Here is a 19135-nt window from a genome sequence, read left to right on the forward strand (position 1 = left end):
ATGATGATCAATGAAGTAAACAGAAAAATCAACCAGTTAAATAAAAAAGTGGGAAGTCAGATTCGAGTCCCAGAATTGACTAAGCGAAGAATGAATCAGAGTGCCTTGACGAATTTGGTTGTTGGTGGATTCATAGCAAGTGCGGGTATCATTTTTGAAAGAAAAGAACTATTTTTTTTAGGAGGTCTAGGACTGGTAGGAAGTCTCGTAATGAGTATTGAAGCTAGTAATATTAAGAATGATGAAGAGTAAAGGAGAAGATCTTGAGACAAACAGAAAAAGCAGTTTATTTCTAAATAAACTGCTCTTTCCTCATTTTCTTTGAGTTATCCTACAATTTTTGTTCCATGAACTTCGTTTACCTGCAGCGCATTGACAACAGTGTCTAAATTTTTATCTGAAATACCTCCGCCAGGGAGAATAAGGATTCGATCATTTGCATAGGCGATCAATTCTTTTAAATGATCAAAATTATCTTCGATTGGTGTTCCGCTAGGACCGCCATGCGTCAAGATTCGATGAACCTCATGATCTGCTAGCCAATCGATGGCTTTGAATTGTTTTTCTTTCGGTAAGGCATCGAAAGCCATATGGAAGGTGATTTGTAAGCCTTCTGCAGTCTCAATCAACAGCTCCAATGCATCCTCATCAAGCCATCCATCCTCTGTTAAGCAGCCTAAAACGACACCGTCAGTGCCTATTTTTTTTGCTTCGATCAAGTCTGTATGCATGATCTTTAATTCGATATCGTTATAGACAAAATCACCTCCGCGCGGTCTGATGATTGTCATCACAGGAACAGAATGCTCACCAGCATAAGCAATTACTTCTTCAATAACGCCTGTACTTGGTGTTGTTCCGCCAACAGCAAGATTGTCGCATAGCTCGATGCGGTTAGCTCCATTTCGGATAGCTGTTGGGATATTTGTAAAATTCTCAGCACAAAATTCTTTGATCATTGGTTCCACTCCTCATTTTTGTTTCACAGGCATTGTACCATAGTTCAGCTAGTTGCCAAAGCGTTGTTCTCGTTGTAAGATAAATAACGATAGTTTAAGAAAATGTAATAGAACTTTTTAATAGAATAGGAAGAGGTCTATGTTAAAAAAAATTGAGGCAGCACGTAACTTTTTAGAAGAACATCAACAACAATTTCTATGTCCAGTTTGCCATGACCAAGTTCAGTTAAACGAATACAGCTTAACCTGTAAATTAGGACATCGGTTTGATCTTTCAAAAAAAGGAACGCTTTATTTTCTTTCACATAGTATTCAAACAGAATACAGTAAAGAAATGTTAGAGCCTCGTGGACGTATGATCAAAAGCGGGATGTATCACCCGTTATTAGAAAAAATCAGTGAGCATATCGAACCGACTGCCAGTGTGTTGGATGTAGGATGTGGTGAGGGGAGCTTCTTATCTGAACTTAGCAAACTGGGGTTATGTGGGTCAAAAGTTGGCTTTGATATTTCTAAAGAGGGAATTTATTTAGCTAGTAACCAAGCAGTCGATGCTTTTTGGTGTGTCGCTGATTTAACCAACTTGCCATTTGCAGATCACTCAATGAATACGATCTTGAATATTTTTTCACCATCACACTATCAAGAATTTCGTCGTGTTTTGACAAAAGATGGAGCATTGGTCAAGGTCATACCAGAAGCGGATTATCTGAAAGAGCTGAGGGCAGCATTTTATCCGGACGACGAACGGAAGCAATCTTATTCAAACGAAAAAGTCTTTGCGAAATTTTCTGAAGAGATGGATATTTTAGTGGATGAAAGAATCCGTTATACCTTTCATATTCCGGAAGAAAATCGTTTGGATTTATTAGAAATGTCCCCCTTGGAGTGGGGCGCTGCAGAACAAGTGAAAGAAACATTGAAAAAGGACCCGTTGAAAGAAATTACAATTGACGTCCGAATGTTAAAAGGAAAGGTGAAATAGCGCTTACATTTAGTTAATTTACGAAAAGGTATTGCAAAGCTCCAATATTGGTGTTATATTACATACAAGTTGTTTTTTCATTGGTTTTTATCAGGTTCCTGTTCTGATAAAAGTTAGTGAGAAGAGCTTCACTAACGTAACGACTCGCAGTGATTGACACCGAGGCGGTACGTTTTTTTTATGTCGATAATGAATAAAAAAGTGAGAATTATGTCATTCAATTGAAAGGAAATTGTAATCATGACCAACCATATTGTCTTATTTGAACCACAGATCCCGGCAAATACAGGGAATATTGCTCGCACATGTGCAGCAACGAATTCTCCTCTACATCTCATTGAGCCGTTAGGTTTCTCTACAGATGACAAACACCTGAAACGTGCAGGATTGGATTATTGGAATGATGTGAATATTACGTATCATAAAGATCTGGAGGCGTTTATAAATCATTTAGGTGAACATTCACTACATCTGATCACTAAATTTGCGAATCAAACATATAGCGAAGTAAAATACGCAGATGAAAAAGATCATTATTTTATGTTTGGGAAAGAAACCACAGGATTGCCGGAAGAATTTATGCGGGAGAATACAGAAAAATGTTTACGTATCCCGATGAATGATGAGCATGTCCGTTCATTAAACTTGTCGAATACGGTGGCTTTGGTCGTTTATGAAGCACTGCGGCAACAAAACTTCCCTCAGTTGGAATTACAGCATCACTACGAGAATGATAAAATAGATTAACTTAAAAAGAGCTTGAGAACAAGGGCGATTAGGTTCTATCAAGCGTCGAAGAATCTGATTTTTCACCGTTAGCTATAAAGTTTTAGAGTGCGAAACAAAACTGTTTTTTTAGTTTTGTTTCGCACTTTTTTTGTGATTATTCATGAAGCTCTAATGGCAAGCCATCAGGATCAAAGAAAAAGGTCATTTTTTCTCCAGTAAAAGTGTCCGTTCGAATGGGCTCACAATCGATATCTTTACTTTTCAAATCGGCGATAACTTCTTCAATATTTGTCACTTTAAACGCCAGATGTCTTAAACCTAGTGCTTCTGGGTAAGAGGGACGTTTTGGATAATCAGAGGAAATGAATAATTCTAGTTCGTAAACACCTAGTTTTAAATCAAGTTTGATATCGTTTTTATCTTCTCTATGATTTTCACGAATGATCTGAAAACCAAGTTTGTCTACATAGAATGCGATCGTCTGCTCATAATTTGAACAGTTGATCGCAATATGATGAATGGTTGTTAAAAACAAGGGAATGCCTCCTTCAAGTTGGTTGATCGTGCGTCTCCCATTATACGCTATTTTTCTAGAGAAAACCTTAGAGGTGAATGGAATTTTTATAATGAAAATGATACACTAGTTAAGATAATCAATATTATAGGATCAAGGGAGCAGTCAAAAGAATGAAATTGTACTTTACTCGGCATGGTAAAACAGAATGGAATCAGGAATTACGTTTTCAAGGCATGACAGGTGATTCGCCATTATTGCCAACGAGTTATGAAGAAATAAAATTACTAGGGCAGCAAATCAAGGATGTGCCGTTTGAAAAAATTTTTTCCAGCACCTCCTTACGTGCGAGAAAAACAGCTGAAGGAATTCAAGAAGTACTAGCGTCTCCGGTTGAGATCGTCTATACTGATGAGCTGAAAGAGCTGGGGTTAGGTCAACTTGAAGGTCAGCTGATCAACGAGATGCGAAAAACTTACTCAGAACAGATGGATCATATGCGTTATCAATTAGACAAATACGATCCGAGTGTTTTTCAAGGAGAACCGATCGAGCAAGCAATCTCAAGAATTTCATCTGTTGTTGAAAAAGCAGTTGATACGGGTGTAGGTCCCTATTTATTCGTAGGGCACGGAGCATCATTGACTGCGGCGATCCAATCTCTAGCAGGCAAAGATTTAGCCGACTTGCGTAGTATGGGTGGGCTAAAAAATAATAGCTTATCGATTTTAGAAACAACTGGTTCTGATGATCAAAGCTACCATTTAAAATTATGGAATGATGATTCCTTTTTACAATAACAATATTTTTGGAAAGAAGGCGGGGGCAAAACGATGGAAACACTATTTGGAGATGAGGAAAAAGAATATGTCGTAGGCCATGTTCAGGCTATTTTTTTCCAAAACCCCAGCAACTTTTACAAAGTATTATTAGTGAAAATCACAGACACAAATACCGATTATTTAGAAAAAGAAATTGTGACCACAGGTAGTTTTGGCCAGATCCAAGAAGAAGAAATCTATCGCTTTTTTGGTCACTTTGTCGATCATCCTAGATATGGGCGTCAATTTCAAGTAGATAATTATCAGCAGGAACGACCAACTTCAGCAAATGGAGTCGTCAATTATTTATCCAGTGAAAAATTTCCGGGAATCGGTAAGCGCACTGCTGAAAAAATTGTCGAAATACTAGGTGAAGATGCCATTGATCGAATCATTGCAACACCGGATGTACTAGAGGAAGTTCCACAGTTGAACGAAAAAAAACGGCAGACGATCATTGAAACGATTCGGTTGAATCATGGGATGGAGCAAGTGATCGTAGGCTTGAATCGCTATGGCTTCGGGAGTCAGTTGTCATTTTCGATTTATCAAACCTATAAAGAAGAAACGCTGGATATCATTCATGAAAATCCCTATCAATTAGTTGAAGACATTGAAGGAATTGGGTTTAAGCGTGCAGATACGATCGCAGAACAACTGGGGATCGAAGCTGATTCTGAAAAACGTATTCGAGCAGCGGTCACTCATGAGATCTTTCAACATTCTGTACGTTCCGGAAACACATATGTTGAAGCTGAAACGTTGCTGCAAGAAACGATCAACACGCTTGAATCCAGCCGTCCATTCGAGATTTCAATGGACTTAGTTGCAGAACAAATCATTCATTTAGTAGAGGAAAGTAAAATCCAGCAAGAAGGGACAAAACTATTTGAAAATAGTCTTTACTTTTCAGAATGGGGCATTGGGACATCTGTGCAACGATTGCTTTCACGCAAAAAAACGATCAAGTATGACAAGAAAGATGTCGAAAAAAATATTCGGATGATCGAAAAACGTTTGGGGATCTTATATGGAGAGTCTCAGCAGGCTGCTATCGAAGAAGCGATCAAATCTCCTTTATTTATTTTAACTGGGGGACCTGGAACGGGGAAAACAACTGTTATCAATGGAATCGTTTCGTTGTTTGCGGAGTTGAATGGGTTATCTTTAGATATCAAAGACTACACGCAGGATATGTTCCCAATTTTACTGGCAGCACCTACCGGCAGGGCTGCAAAACGGATGAATGAGACGACAGGCTTACCGGCCAGCACGATCCATCGCTTACTCGGCTTGACAGGACGGGAAAAAAATCCCAGCATGTCTGCTAAGGAGCTGGAAGGTGGGCTTTTGATCATTGATGAAATGTCGATGGTCGATACTTGGTTAGCCAATACGTTGTTCAAAGCGATCCCAACAAATATGCAAGTGATCTTTGTCGGTGATAAAGATCAACTTCCTTCTGTTGGACCGGGCCAAGTCTTGCATGACTTATTACAGATCAATGAAATTCCTAAGACGGAGCTGACAGAAATTTATCGTCAGGGAGATGGCTCAAGTATCATCCCTTTAGCTCATGAAATCAAACAAGGGAAATTACCGCAGGATTTCACTGTGAATCAGAAGGATCGTTCCTTTTTCCCAAGTGATGTGTATCATATTGAAAATTATGTTCGGCAAATCGTGACTAAAGCAAAAGCTAAAGGTTTTTCACCACAGGATATTCAATTGTTAGCTCCGATGTATCGTGGAGCTGCAGGAATTGATGCATTGAACAAAATGATGCAGGAGATATTCAATCCGAATGATGGTTCAAAAAAAGAAGTGAAATGGAATGAATCGGTATACCGAATTGGCGATAAAGTGCTGCATTTAGTTAATACTCCTGAACTGAATGTGTTTAATGGCGATATGGGTGAGATCGTCGGGATCATTCTGGCGAAAGATTCAGAAGATAAAGTAGATGAATTAGTGATACAGTTTGATAATAATGAAGTGAGCTACAAACGAAATGAGTGGAATAAGATTACGCTGTCGTATTGTTGTTCGATCCATAAGGCACAGGGCAGTGAATTTAAAATGGTTATTTTGCCAATGGTGCATCAATATCATCGAATGCTTCAACGAAATTTACTATATACTGCTGTCACTCGGAGTAAGGAAATTTTGATTTTGCTGGGTGAAGTTCAAGCTTTTTCGACCTGTGTCACACATGAATCAGCGAGTCGTTTGACAATGTTGAAAGAACGGATCACGAGTGCTGATGATATGACATTGACTGTCAGAATGCAGCTGGAAGCTTATGAAGAAGGACTGAGCGAGGAATCACCATTTTCAGACACTCATGAAAATAAATCAGTTGCCTACGAAGAAGTCAAAGAGAAGAAAGCCTCTGTTGTAGAAGAGAAAATAGAACCGATCCCCACGAAACCAAAAGTAGAAGAATTGTCTCTGTTTACCCAACCAGAGGAAGAAATAGAGGAACAGGTAGCGTTAGAAATCAAACGTCTGTTAACGCCAGCATTAGTTCAAGAGCAATCGATCGATCCAATGATCGGTATGAAAAATATAACGCCGTATGATTTTATGAAGTAGTAAAAAAATAAAGTGCCCCTCAAAAATTTAACTTTTGAGGGGCATTTCATTTAAAAAACTTATAATGAAACAAAGGGAATATGTTTTGCTAGTTGAACTAAATCATCCTAACCACAAATTTTCTAGTATTACATGCTTTAAATATTTTAGATAGGATAGTCCCATTTTAGAGCAATGAACAATACTTCTTATAGGGAATGATCTCTCCACATTTTTCTTCATCTATTTTTTTGTCCAACATTGCGAGATATTCAATCGAATGACCATTAGGGTCTGTCACATAAAATGAGACAGCAGGCATAAAAGTAAAGACATATAGATCACCTGAGTCGTCGCCGTAAAAGTTCTCTGTCTGGATCCCCTTAGTTTCTAATTCCTCTCTGATAGAGAAAAGTTGATTTTCTTCTACTTCAAAGGCAAAATGCTGTCTTTGAATTTGACTAGAAGGATAGTTTTCTCTGATCCCTAACATTCCTTTGCCTTTTCCACCAACCCAAAAAAAGATCGATTTCCTTTTATGATCGATATGTAATGATTCCAATCCCGGTAGCTGTTCATAGAATTTAGCACTCTCCAGATAACTTGCCACATTCAAATGTGTTTCAAAAATTCCTTTTACCATAATTAATATCCCCCATTTTTTATTCTAATTTTTCAAGGTATTTCTATAGTAAATCAAAAAAGATAGATAGTATAGTTATTGGTTTCTTGATCAAATATAGCAAAAAAATAAATAATACAAACATGCTTGTAATAATTATTGGACATCGCCATAAAAGAATGATAAACTTAACTTTATTTTTGGTAGAAATGAGGGAAGCAAATGGGATATGAAGGGCAAAGAGACAACATTCAAACAGACACCTTTTTAGCACAAATCGGAAATCATCAAAATCCAATGACAGGATCGATCAATACGCCGATTTATTTTTCAACGACGTATGAGCATCCAACTTTAGGAGAGTCGACGGGCTATGATTATACGAGAACGAAAAATCCAACAAGAGAAGTTGTAGAAAATGCTTTAACTGTGCTAGAAAATGGTTCTGTAGGTTTGGCAACGAGTTCAGGTATGAGTGCAGTTCAGTTAGTTTTTAGTCAATTTCCTGTAGGCAGTCAAATTGTTGCTTCAAGAGATTTATATGGCGGTAGCTATCGTTATTTTAAAGAATTAGAAAAGCTGGGAATGTATCAGTTTGTTTATGTGGAAGATGAAGCTGGGTTTGAAAAAGCAATTTCGGATCATACAGCAGCAGTCTTTATTGAAACACCGACTAATCCATTGATGGGGGAAGTGTCCATTGAAAAAATAGCTGCTATTGCTAAGCGTTATAAAGCACAAGTGATCGTGGATAATACATTCTATACACCATTGATTCAAAAGCCGCTGGATTTAGGAGCAGATATTGTTGTCCATAGTGCAACAAAATATCTTGGAGGTCATAACGATCTCTTGGCAGGTGCAGTGATCGCTCGTTCGAAGGAAATAGGTGATCTATTAGCGTATCAGCTGAATACAACAGGGGCAGTCCTTTCTCCTTTTGACAGTTGGCTATTGATTCGAGGGTTGAAGACATTGTCCTTACGGATGGAAAGGCATGAAAAAAACGCACAGGCAGTTGCAGAATACTTGAGTCAGCAGCCTCTTGTAAAGGAAGTCATGTATCCAGGACGTGGCGGTATGTTGAGTTTCAAATTAAAAGACCAACAGGCGATCAAAGACTTTTTAAAGCAATTATCGATTTTTACTTTTGCAGAGAGTTTGGGTGGTGTTGAGAGTTTAATTACGTATCCCACAACACAAACTCATGCAGATATTCCACAAAACTTGAGAGAATCTTATGGTTTGACTCCAGATTTACTGAGGATTTCAACTGGTATCGAAGCAAGTGAGGATTTGATCAACGATTTAAGACAGGCTTTTGAAGCAATAAAATAAAAAAAGAACATTAGACGAAAGTATATACACGCTTTTGTCTAATGTTCTTTTTTTGCTAAAACCAAAATAGTCTAGGCTCTGTTGCAAATGAAAAGTCTGTTCCTCGTTTGCCTAGAATTTCGCCATCTGCATGGATATATTCAGGAACGGTTGAAACTATTCTTAATTTACTTGATTGAAAATGATGAAAATACTTAGATTTCATGTGCTTTTTTTGAATCAATAAAATAATCAACCAAAAAATTTTGAATAGATTGACCCGTTCGACTAATACAAAATCCAAAACCGGTTTGCGTGGATCGGCAACTGGTGCAATCGCAACGCCTCCTCCAAAGTAAGGATGGTTAGTTACTGTACACAAAAACGCACGGTCAAACTCGAGGTCTTGTCCATTCACTTCTACACGAACAGGAAATCCTTTTTGAGTGAATAAAACTTTTAGAATCGAAAAAATATAAGAAAGTGAGCCTAAATTGAATCTATTCAATGCATGCTTCGAAGCCGATTCATTAGCCGCATTGACGATAGCTGCATCTAAACCAATGCCGACATTATTGACAGCAATCCCCTGTTCTTCCTGGATCGATTCATTATAGGTGATGACTTGCAGTTCTTGCGGTCGTTCCGCCTTCAGCAATTGAACGAAGGCTTTTTCCGTTTGACGTGAAATTCCAGCACCACGAGCAAAATCGTTACCAGAGCCACAAGGAATATATCCTAAGGGAATGTTTGGATCAAATGCTTGCAGGGCATTCATCACACTATGTAAAGTTCCGTCGCCGCCTAAAACGACGAGTAATGGAAATACTTCGATATCCAAATCATCTGACCAAGGAAGCAGTGTATGCTCAATCAATTCTTGGACGATCACTTCTTCGTGACCTGCATATTCTGTATAAAAAACTGTATGATCGATTACTACTGTTTGTAATTGATTAATGATTTTTTGAGCAGCCTTTTTCCCAGTTCCGCTGCCGGCGTTTTCATTGATGACAAGATAAAAATGCTTTTTCATTTGTTTCCTCCTTGTTCAAACTCCTATTATAACAGACAATGGAAAAATTAAGAATGTGCAATGCTTGAAAAGTATTCGGGAAAAAATAGTGATGATTTTCCATTGTGAAAGAATCCAATATAAGCTATAATGCCTAAGTATCATTTTTTGAGAACGAAAAGTTCTCGACAAGGTTCATCAACCATCCCTTGTAAAAAAACTCGGAGAAAGAAGGAGAAACTATGCAAAAAACTGTTACAACAAACAGTAAAGTCAAAGTAATTACCATGAACAGTATCGTGATGGCGCTCTATCTTGCCTTAACGCTATTGGTCGCACCAGTTTCGTCAGGACCAATCCAATTTCGAATCTCGGAAAGTCTGAATCACTTAGTCGTTTTCAACCGCAAGTTGATGTGGGGTGTTTTAGGCGGAGTAATTGTTTATAATTTCTTTTTTGGATATGGTGCTATCGATGCGTTATATGGCGGAATGCAGTCATTTATTTCACTAGGCTTAACAGCCTTGCTTTATAAAAAAGTACCTAATGTGATGCTTCGATTAGCATTGAATACGGTCTTTTTTACGGCTACCATGTGTATCATCGCATATATGTTGGCGCCACAAGGTGGAGCTGCTTTTTGGGGCAATTATGCAACACTTGCACTTAGTGAATTTGTGACAATGGCAGTAGCCGCACCGATCATGTATTGGATCAATAAATCGGTTCATTTTGAAAAAAGAGCATAATTCAAATAGTATCTAAAAATGTGGTTGGGACTACAGGGGTTTCTTTTGATTCCACTGTTTATTAAATTTTAGAGTGCGAAACAAAACGGTTTTTAGTTTTGTTCCGTACTCTTATTTCTTTAATGATCCATTTTTTATTTATTTTCCCGAAAAACTTTACTGTTCCTAGTGGCTAAATTATGATATGGTAATACAGAAGCAAAAATGTAGAGGAGTTTTTAACCAATGTTTGAATTTAAGATCGGAATCGATGCAAAAGAACATGATTCCTTTGTAGAAAACCATCCCTTATGTAATTTACTGCAATCATCTGCTTGGGGAAAAGTAAAAGATAACTGGGGCTCAGAACTTGTCGGCGTTTATGAAAATGGGACGCTCGTTGCCTCTAGTTTGGTTTTGATCAGACCTTTACCGATGAAATTTTCCATGTTATATACCCCACGCGGACCGATCATGGATTATTCTAATAAAGAATTAGTCGCTTTCTTTTTAAAAGAATTAAAGAAATTCGGCAAACAAAAAAGAGCTTTATTTGTGAAGATGGATCCAACGGTGCATTACAAAGATTTTCATTTGGGTGAGGAACAAACGATCGATCCTGCTGCCAAAACGATCATCGATAATCTAATTGCCAGCGGAGCAAAACATCAAGGGTTGACGATGGCGATGGATGCAACGATTCAGCCACGTTTCCAAGCAAATATCTATAAAGAAGATTTCAGTGAAGAGCAACTGTCAAAAAGTACGAAGAAAATGATGAAGCAAGCGCAAAAAAAAGGTGTCACAGTAAAAATGGGACATACTGATTTTGTTGATGATTTTGCCAAAGTCATTGAATTAACGACAGAACGACAAAATATTTCTTTAAGAAACAGTGATTATTTCAAAAAGCTATTACAGATCTATCCAGAAAATTCATTCATCATGTTGGCAGAAGTGAATTTGAAAGAACGCTATGAAGAAACTAAACAACGTTTCGATAAAAACAAAGAAGATCTGGCAAATTTGAAAGAAAATCAAGTTAAGAAGCGTCATAATTTAGAAGAATTAGATTTTTCTTTGACACGTGAAATGACAGAATTAGAAGAAAACATCGCACATTCCGGAGATGTTGCTGTCGTTGCAGGTGCTTTGGCGATCACATTCGGTTCAACGAGCGAAATTTTATATGCGGGTATGGATGACCGTTACAAGCGCTATATGCCTGCGTATTTAACGTGGTTCGATGCAATCGAAGAATGCTTTAAACGAGGATGTTCTTCGTGTAATATGGGTGGACTTGAAGGAAGTTTGAACGATGGTTTGATCAAATTCAAATCTAATTTTAATCCAACGGTCAATGAATTTATTGGTGAGTTTGATTTACCTGTCAATAATTTATTATTTAAAGCAAGTGAATATGCATATAAGTTAAGAAAACAGAAAAAATAAATAAAAGAGGTGCGATTTCGATGGAAAAAATTGAAATCGTATCTTTTTTTATTGGGTTTACCTTCTGGCAGAAAAATGAGATAATCAAAAAGGAAAAGTGAGTTTTTGGAGGGAATAAAATGGAAGAAACGTTAGTTCAGAATCAATGTTCAGCTTGTGGGGGAGCGATCAATGATCCATCATTTAAAAATTGCCCGCATTGCGGAACTACGTTGGATATGATCCAAAAGGAAATCGATGAGAAAAACAAAAATATCGAGTTGTGTGCAAATTGCGGCTCACCGGTGACTTTTAATATTGAGAAACAGCAATTTTCATGCGATTTTTGTCACTCGACTTTTACAACAAAAGCGGAGCAGGATTTTGATAATTTGACCTATGAAGCGGATGATTTGATTCCGTTTCAAGTGCCGGAAGGCTTAGCAAAAAAGAAATTTTATGAATGGTTGATCGCAGGGGAAAATGTTCCTTTAGATATTCTTGGAAAAGCAACGAGCATCCAATTAGAACAAGTGTATATTCCTTATTTGGGGGCAAGTGTTTCATATGAAGGCTCTTGGAGTGCCGATATTGGCTATAATCGCAGTGAAACCTATACAGAATACGTAACAAAAGAGGATAAAAATGGCAATAAATATACAGAGCCTGTGACTAAAATGCGAACAGTCGTTGATTGGAATCATTCAAGCGATATTTTCACAGGAACCGCTTATAAAAGTTATCTGATCAGCAATGAATTGACAGGAGCTGTTGTGGCATTTGCAGAAAAAGCTTCCGGACTAGCAATCATAAATGAAGTGAAGCCTTTTGATGCGCATTATACAGCTGGAACTCGTCAACTAAAGATTTCGTCAGACAAGGTTTCAGAAGCGTTACGTTCTGTTCGTGGATTTGCCCATGAAGAAGCACGCAAGAAAATGAAGAGCCTCTTACCTGGTGATAAGAATAAGAATGAAAAAATCACTAAATTTTCGTATACGTTGATATCAAAATATACGTATGTACCATTTTGGAAAATTACGTATAAATACGAAGGAATCGATCATATGACGTTGATGACTGCATCTAAAAAGGAAAAAATTGACATTGACGGCAGTCGTCCTGTGAGTCAGGAAGATTCAATAATTGAAAAAGGGATGAAGCGCAAGGGACGTTACGGTTTGTTTGCAAGTCTTGGATTTTTCTTAGTAAATATTTTAGGTGTGCTTCCAGATGAAGCAGGTCCTTTTCTAGCATTACTTGTTGTAGGCGGTATTGGTGTTTGGCTATTTTTTGCAATAAAAAGGCATAGATTTCTCGGTGCAAATAAGAAAAATTTAAAAAATAACTTGCAAGAGCATCCTGAATATATGAGTTTACTAAAACAATATTCAGAATAAGCTTGGCGTGAGATAATGAGAGCTAGAAATTTTTTTAATTTCTAGCTCACTCTTATTTGTTATAATCGATTTTTGTCATTATATTTATTTCAAATGAGACTAAAAAATGTTTGTAGAGATTTTTATGTAGATAAAATATTCTTCGAAAAGATCAATGGCTAGAATGTTTACAAATGAATAACCGTAAAGAGAAAAAGGAGTTGGAAAAAAGTGTTAGCTGTTGAAAAAAATAAACGAAGTATCCTCTTAGTTTTTTTTATTTATCTGGTCATCAATTTGGCGATAGGGATAGTGAATTTTCCTTATTTAGATGATGTTGGACGGCAATTATGGGGATATTCAAAATTTGCAGAAGGATATTCACGGTGGGGCAGTGAGATTTTAGCTTGGATGATACAGGGAAGTAGGCATCTAACTGATTTAGGATTAGTTTCTTCGATTCTAACGGCAATTATTTTAACTATCTCCAGTAGTATCGTTGTATATGTATTAAATGATAAAAAATTACAGATCATTCCAATGATCGTATCCACGATCGTCGGGATAAATCCTTGGTTTCTTCAAAATATAAGTTTCAGATTTGATGCTCCTTTTATGACATTCAGCATTTTGTTCTCAGTCATTCCATTTCTTTGGTGGGATAGCAAACGGTATTTCTTTTTTTGGATATCGGTTATCGGCGTTTTTCTTATGTGCAATACCTATCAAGCGTCTTCTGGCGTATATCTTCTTTTAGTATTGGCTTTGTCCTTCAAAAGAATTTTGGAAAACGAAAAATGGATAGAGATCCTCAAACAAATAGCGTTGTCAGCGTTAGCTTATATTGTTGCTATGGGGAGCTATGTACTTGAAATGAAATTTAACCCTGAATTAGCAAATAGAGGTGGCAATGTTGCAATAGCCTCTCTAAAAGATATTCCAGCGGTTATCTTTATTAATAGCAAAATGTATTTGCAAAAAATTATAGAACAAAGTACGCGCTTATGGATATTATTCGTTATAGTTTTGTTGATAGTATTCATTTTTGTTCACGTTATTACAGCTAAAACTAAAAGAGCTAATGTCTTCTTTTTTTCTTTTGTTTATTTGATTTTAGGATCAATATTAAGCTATGGTGTTTTCTTGATATTCTCAGAAAAATTAGCTTTAGCAGCACCAAGATACGCATATGGATTTAGTATTTTTGTTGCTATAACGCTGATCTTACTTCTTAATCGATTGCCTATGATTCCTAGTTTATCAATACCGATACAAGGAATAATCACTCTATTTTGTTTCTATTTACTGTCATTTCCTTTTGTCTATGCCTCATCTTTGTCCTATCAACTTGATGCATTTGAACGTCAAAGCCTTGTGTTAGCATCAGATTTAAAGGATTTAGTACTTTCAGATAAGCAAAAGGTCTATTCAAACACTCTTTTTAAGGAATCACCTGTATTTGAAAATACCGCTAAAAACTACCCGATCTTAAAAGATTTAGTACCAACAAATACAGCACTTTTCTGGCCAAATCAAGTGCTATTCAAAACATATTCAGGTATGAATATTGATATCCAACCTTTTAACTTAGAAGAATTCCAATCCGATGAAAAAGAACGAAAGAAGTCGGACTATTATTATGATATTTACCAAAAAAATCAGGATATTTATATTATTGTTAAGTAAACAAAATCAATTAGTGTAATTGATATGCATGATGAAAAAAGCTGGTCGTTATATCTATATTGTTACTATTAGACAGAGATAAAAGGGTAAAGCTGGCAATGGATTTAAAAAGGTATTGGATGGTTTAGAAAATAAATCAGGTGAAGCTTATAGGACAAAAAATTTAAGTACTTTTTCTATCAATAATCGATTCTGTGGTTCAAATGAGTATTGACGTAGCTTTTAAAGAGGAATTGCAAAAGTTACAGATAAAAAAATTGTTCAAAATAAATTAAATTTATTCTTTAGAGAGCGTGTCATCTAAGTGAATGGATTGAAATTGCAATCTGATACAACGTAAATTGTTTTATCGAGTATTTTGTTTAGAAGATAACTCAACCAGTTATCCTCTAAACTTTTTTTATATAAAAATTTACTGTAACAGACAAAATAGCTACAAGAATACCTTTATCGAATCAGATAAAGGTAAGAAATAATAAAAATAATAATTGACTTGTTGAAAGGATGTTTTATAATAGAGTAAATGAAAGTGCTTAAAAATATTTATGCTAGATGAAAAATATTTAGTTTTTTGATTTACTTTGGCTAGAAGGAGGAGTTCTGTGGGAATGATCAAAGAGGCTACAGCCGTCATTTTATGTGGGGGAAAAAGTACAAGAATGGGCTTTGATAAATCTTTGCTAAAAGTCAATGGAGAGTTCGTTCTACTTAGAACAGTAAAACAGCTCCAAAAAACTTTTCCTAAAGTATTGCTCGTAGCAAATCAAAGAACAAAATTTCCAGCTGTTTTTTCTCAAGTGGCTATCATTGAAGATCATTACCATGAAAAAGGGCCTTTGGGCGGTTTAGCAACTGGACTGGAAGAAATAGAAACAGAATATCTATTTTTAGTTGCTTGTGATATCCCTAACTTAACAGTTGATTTGATTCGGATCATGACAGAGCATTTATCAACGTATCAAATTGTATTATGTCAGCAAAACGGTCGATTAGAACCATTATTCGCTTTTTATCATCGTTCTTGTTTGTCTGTCTTTCAACAGCAGCTTACATCAAAAAATTGGCGCATAGCAAAAGAATTCGATCGATTTTCAGTTAAGATCATTACATTAGAAACGTCTACGACTATCAACAATGTGAACACGCCAAAAGAACTTGTCTTTTGGAATTAAAATAAAGTGACATGAAAGGAGTACAGGATGGATTTTGACAGCAGTCAGGAAGTCGTCAGCAGTTTAGGGGATAAAGCAAAGGCAAAGACGAAATTATCATTTGTTCGGTTGAGCATTTTAGGAATTATGGCAGGCTCTTTTATTGCACTGGGGTATTTATCGTTTATCAGAATTACAGGAACTGTTCCTGAAACGTGGGGCAGCTTTGCGACGTTTTTAGGAGGTTGTTTATTTCCAATTGGATTGGTAGCGCTTACTTTTGTAGGCGGTGAGTTAGCAACAGGAAATATGATGGTGATGACTTTAGGATTGATGCAAAAGAAAATTACGAAAAAAGATGTGATTTATAATTGGCTGATTGTATTGATCACCAATTGTCTTGGCGGTTTTTTGGTCGCTTTTTTCTTCGGTCATATCGTTGGTTTGACTGAAGGCGCATTTCTAGAAAAAACGCTCTCTGTGGCACAGGCAAAAATCAATGATACGCCGCTTGTAGCATTTGTTTCAGGTATTGGCTGTAATATTTTTGTTTGTCTAGCTGTCTATTTGGGTGCCATGGGGAAAACTTTTTTAGGCAAGATTTTTGGGCTATGGTTTCCTGTAATGGTTTTTGTTGTTTGCGGATTTCAGCACGTTGTAGCGAACGCATTTATCATTCCCGCAGCGATTTTTTCTAACGCAAGCAACATCCAATGGTCTGAATACTTAATCAACACAGTGGTTGTTTTTTTCGGGAATGCAGTCGGTGGCAGTCTATTTTTAGCGGTACCTTTGATGTTTGTTACAACTGAGAAAAAAGAAGCAGAAGAGCTAAGTGTAGGTGGCGTGTATGAAAAAACTTGAAATGCCTCTGATGGTTCAGATCGGTTCTACAGGACGTAATAGTGGTAAGACAACGCTTGCGAAAACTTTAATAGAAAAAGGACAACCGTTTTTCCCTATCTATGGCCTAAAAGTCATTACGATCAGCGGTGCTAAAGGGAAATGCCAACGAGGAGAAACCGGTTGTGGGATATGTACAAGTATTGACGAAGGGTTTGAATTGATCGAAGAAAAAAACGCCAGTGGTTCCAAAGATACGATGCAGCTATTAAGAGCGGGGTGCGAAAAAGTCTATTTATTAAAGGTTTTTTACGATCATTTATTGGAAGGTCTTTTAGCTTTTCAACAAGTAGTTCCTGCAGATACAGTGGTCGTTTGTGAATCAAATTCTGTTCGTGAGGTAGTTGACCCCGGATTATTCATCATGATGAATAATCAGAAAGGAATGAAGAAAACTGCAGCAAAAGTGATCGATCAAGCGGATTTGATTTTAAATTCTCCAGAATTACCCAATCATTTCGATCTCGTCAAAACAAATTCAGGTATTTATTATAACAAAAAGGATAAGGATAGGAGAGCAAAAATATGGGGTTAAGTTTGAAAGAGAAAGAAGCAATTATTTTTGAAAATGACTCTGATCCACAACGCATATTAAATATTTTCCTCGACATTCAATTTGCGTCAGAGGAAGGATATATCGATGAAGAAACAGCAAAGCTGGTTGGAAGTCATTTGGGCTTATCGGAAGCGCGTGTTTATGAGCTGTTAAGTTTTTACGCTATTTTGAAGACAGAACCACAAGCAAAATATGTCCTTAAAATTTGTAACAGTACTCCTTGTTTATATACAGGAGGAGACATGTTGGCAGAAGTATTAGAAACGATTCTAGAGGTTCCGATCGATCAGGCAACTCCGGATGGATTGTTCATGTATCATAGTATTCCTTGTATTGGTGCATGTGATCAAGGTCCAGTCATTAAAATCAAAGATACAGTATTTAGTGATTTGACAGAAGAAAAAGTATATCAGCTGATCGATGATTTACGTAATGGCCGCTATCAGGATCTATAGGAGGAAAAGAGATGATCAAACGAAATCAACCTGTTTTGCTGGAACGAGTCAACAAGATGGAACATGCGACGGACGTGGCAGAATATGAACGTTATCAAGGCTTTGAAGGACTGAAAAAGGCAATAGAAATGGATAAAGAAACCATTTTAGATGAACTGGATATTGCTCATTTACGCGGCAGAGGCGGAGCTGCCTTCCCTTTAGGCAAAAAGTGGCGACACTTGTATGGCTCCAAAGGAGATACAAAATATATCGTATGTAATGCTGACGAAGGTGAGCCGGGAACTTTTAAAGATAAAGCATTATTGGCACATGATCCACTTAGTGTGATCGAAGGGATGGTCATTGCAGGATACTTATTTTCAGCTAAGGCTGGCTATATTTATATGCGGGGAGAGTATCGGCGTATTCAAAAGGTTTTTCAAAAGGCGCTGGATCACGCAGAAGCAGCAGGTTTTTTAGGCGATAATATTTTAGGTATCGAAGGCTTTGATTATAAAATTACGATTATTTCAGGAGCAGGTGCTTATGTATGTGGTGAAAATTCAGCCCTGCTAAATTCAATTGAAGGTAAAACAGGGCGACCAAGAGTAAAACCGCCTCATTTAGCAGATGTGGGGTTGTATTTAAAACCTACATTAGTCAATAATGTTGAATCTTTTGCGGGAATTCCTGTGATTTTGCGAGAAGGAGGACAGGCCTATCGTGATCTAGGCACCGAAGATGGCGGTGGAACAAAATTGATTTGTTTATCTGGTCATGTGAAGAATCGCGGATTATATGAAGTAAACCTAGGGACACCTTTACATGAAATTATCTATTCAGACGAGTATGGCGGCGGATCATCTACAGGGAATCCATTGAAATTTATTCATTTTGGCGGACAGTCTGGACCGATCGGTGCTGTTAAAAATTTAGATGATTGTATTTATTCATATGAAGGGTTATGGGAGAAGAATTTGTCGATCGGTTCAGGAGCTATTGTTGTCATGGACAATCGGGTCAGTATTGTTGACTACTTGGTACAAGTGGCAGGTTTTTTTGCACATGAATCTTGTGGGAAATGCACACCTTGTCGTTTAGGAACAACGAGAATCTTAGAACTATTGACGAAATTCAATAAGAAACAGGCGGAATCAGGTGATCTTGAACGTCTTGAACATATGCTGACACATGTCACGAATCTTTCAGCGTGCGGCTTAGGTCAATCTGTAGCGAATCCGATGAGAAGCGGTTTAGACTATTTTCCAGAAGAATTTGAAGCTGGACTGAAAGAAGCTGCTGTACCAGTTAAAGGGGGACTTTGGTAA

Annotated in this window: 19 protein-coding genes; 15 read left to right on the forward strand and 4 right to left on the reverse strand. The window is 37.0% G+C overall.

The genetic code is table 11. From position 1 onward, the window contains the following. Positions 1 to 3: 3 nt before the first annotated feature. The gene (locus IGI58_RS13810) at positions 4 to 252 is read left to right on the forward strand and encodes a hypothetical protein (RefSeq protein WP_429952952.1); all 249 of its coding nucleotides are present in this window, start codon (positions 4 to 6) and stop codon (positions 250 to 252) included. 74 nt (positions 253 to 326) lie between these two features. Here the strand turns inward: IGI58_RS13810 and IGI58_RS13815 are convergent, their stop codons facing one another. Further along, positions 327 to 959, reverse strand: a complete 633-nt coding sequence (locus tag IGI58_RS13815) for a copper homeostasis protein CutC (RefSeq protein ID WP_429952951.1) — start codon at positions 957 to 959, stop codon at positions 327 to 329. A gap of 139 nt (positions 960 to 1098) precedes the next feature. On the opposite strand from IGI58_RS13815, the gene IGI58_RS13820 reads away from it, so the two are divergent. Together IGI58_RS13820 and trmL are read left to right on the forward strand one after the other, a co-directional pair. Beyond that, entirely contained in the window at positions 1099 to 1944 is an 846-nt protein-coding gene (locus IGI58_RS13820; RefSeq protein WP_429952950.1) for a methyltransferase domain-containing protein, read from the forward strand. A gap of 240 nt (positions 1945 to 2184) precedes the next feature. Beyond that, positions 2185 to 2691, forward strand: a complete 507-nt coding sequence (gene trmL / locus IGI58_RS13825) for a tRNA (uridine(34)/cytosine(34)/5-carboxymethylaminomethyluridine(34)-2'-O)-methyltransferase TrmL (protein WP_429952948.1) — start codon at positions 2185 to 2187, stop codon at positions 2689 to 2691. A gap of 136 nt (positions 2692 to 2827) precedes the next feature. Here the strand turns inward: trmL and gloA2 are convergent, their stop codons facing one another. Further along, the gene (gene gloA2, locus IGI58_RS13830) at positions 2828 to 3208 is read right to left on the reverse strand and encodes an SMU1112c/YaeR family gloxylase I-like metalloprotein (protein WP_429952947.1); all 381 of its coding nucleotides are present in this window, start codon (positions 3206 to 3208) and stop codon (positions 2828 to 2830) included. A gap of 152 nt (positions 3209 to 3360) precedes the next feature. On the opposite strand from gloA2, the gene IGI58_RS13835 reads away from it, so the two are divergent. After that, complete coding sequence (locus IGI58_RS13835) at positions 3361 to 3987, forward strand: histidine phosphatase family protein (protein ID WP_087639623.1); 627 nt, start codon at positions 3361 to 3363, stop codon at positions 3985 to 3987. 33 nt (positions 3988 to 4020) lie between these two features. Then, positions 4021 to 6603: an SF1B family DNA helicase RecD2 gene (gene recD2 / locus IGI58_RS13840; protein ID WP_429952946.1), complete on the forward strand. Its 2583-nt coding sequence runs from the start codon at positions 4021 to 4023 to the stop codon at positions 6601 to 6603. 166 nt (positions 6604 to 6769) lie between these two features. On the opposite strand, the gene IGI58_RS13845 is transcribed toward recD2, so the two are convergent. Beyond that, positions 6770 to 7225, reverse strand: a complete 456-nt coding sequence (locus tag IGI58_RS13845; RefSeq protein ID WP_429952945.1) for a VOC family protein — start codon at positions 7223 to 7225, stop codon at positions 6770 to 6772. A gap of 201 nt (positions 7226 to 7426) precedes the next feature. Between IGI58_RS13845 and IGI58_RS13850 the strand changes: the two genes are divergently transcribed. Next, positions 7427 to 8542: a PLP-dependent transferase gene (locus tag IGI58_RS13850; RefSeq protein WP_429952944.1), complete on the forward strand. Its 1116-nt coding sequence runs from the start codon at positions 7427 to 7429 to the stop codon at positions 8540 to 8542. A 55-nt stretch (positions 8543 to 8597) separates the two neighbouring features. Here IGI58_RS13850 and IGI58_RS13855 read toward each other — a convergent pair whose 3' ends face one another. Next, on the reverse strand, positions 8598 to 9557 hold the full coding sequence (locus IGI58_RS13855; protein ID WP_429952943.1) for a diacylglycerol/lipid kinase family protein: 960 nt from the start codon (positions 9555 to 9557) through the stop codon (positions 8598 to 8600). 221 nt (positions 9558 to 9778) lie between these two features. Between IGI58_RS13855 and IGI58_RS13860 the strand changes: the two genes are divergently transcribed. From IGI58_RS13860 to IGI58_RS13900, 9 genes are all read left to right on the forward strand, one after another. Then, positions 9779 to 10285 carry a QueT transporter family protein gene (locus IGI58_RS13860; protein ID WP_429952942.1) on the forward strand — a complete coding sequence of 169 codons (507 nt, stop codon included), beginning with the start codon at positions 9779 to 9781 and terminating at the stop codon, positions 10283 to 10285. A 225-nt stretch (positions 10286 to 10510) separates the two neighbouring features. After that, on the forward strand, positions 10511 to 11716 hold the full coding sequence (locus tag IGI58_RS13865; protein WP_429952941.1) for an aminoacyltransferase: 1206 nt from the start codon (positions 10511 to 10513) through the stop codon (positions 11714 to 11716). Between the two features lie 119 nt (positions 11717 to 11835). Beyond that, the gene (locus IGI58_RS13870) at positions 11836 to 13095 is read left to right on the forward strand and encodes a zinc ribbon domain-containing protein (RefSeq protein ID WP_429952940.1); all 1260 of its coding nucleotides are present in this window, start codon (positions 11836 to 11838) and stop codon (positions 13093 to 13095) included. A gap of 210 nt (positions 13096 to 13305) precedes the next feature. Next, a complete protein-coding gene (locus IGI58_RS13875; protein ID WP_429952939.1) occupies positions 13306 to 14760 on the forward strand; it encodes a glucosyltransferase domain-containing protein in 1455 nt (484 codons plus the stop codon). Between the two features lie 608 nt (positions 14761 to 15368). Next, positions 15369 to 15932, forward strand: coding sequence for a molybdenum cofactor guanylyltransferase (mobA, locus tag IGI58_RS13880; RefSeq protein ID WP_429955286.1), 564 nt, complete (start codon positions 15369 to 15371; stop codon positions 15930 to 15932). Positions 15933 to 15959: 27 nt separating this feature from the next. Next, the gene (locus IGI58_RS13885; protein ID WP_429952938.1) at positions 15960 to 16775 is read left to right on the forward strand and encodes a formate/nitrite transporter family protein; all 816 of its coding nucleotides are present in this window, start codon (positions 15960 to 15962) and stop codon (positions 16773 to 16775) included. Further along, positions 16762 to 17349 (forward strand): hypothetical protein, encoded by a 588-nt coding sequence (locus IGI58_RS13890; protein ID WP_429952937.1) that lies wholly within the window; start codon positions 16762 to 16764, stop codon positions 17347 to 17349. The genes IGI58_RS13885 and IGI58_RS13890 overlap by 14 nt, the downstream gene beginning before the upstream one ends. Then, positions 17340 to 17825, forward strand: coding sequence for an NAD(P)H-dependent oxidoreductase subunit E (locus IGI58_RS13895; RefSeq protein ID WP_088268326.1), 486 nt, complete (start codon positions 17340 to 17342; stop codon positions 17823 to 17825). The genes IGI58_RS13890 and IGI58_RS13895 overlap by 10 nt, the downstream gene beginning before the upstream one ends. Positions 17826 to 17836: 11 nt before the next feature. Then, entirely contained in the window at positions 17837 to 19135 is a 1299-nt protein-coding gene (locus tag IGI58_RS13900) for a complex I 51 kDa subunit family protein (protein WP_429952936.1), read from the forward strand.

The organism is Enterococcus sp. AZ020 (genome assembly GCF_050499205.1).
GTDB classification, from domain to species: domain Bacteria; phylum Bacillota; class Bacilli; order Lactobacillales; family Enterococcaceae; genus Enterococcus_L; species Enterococcus_L dunnyi.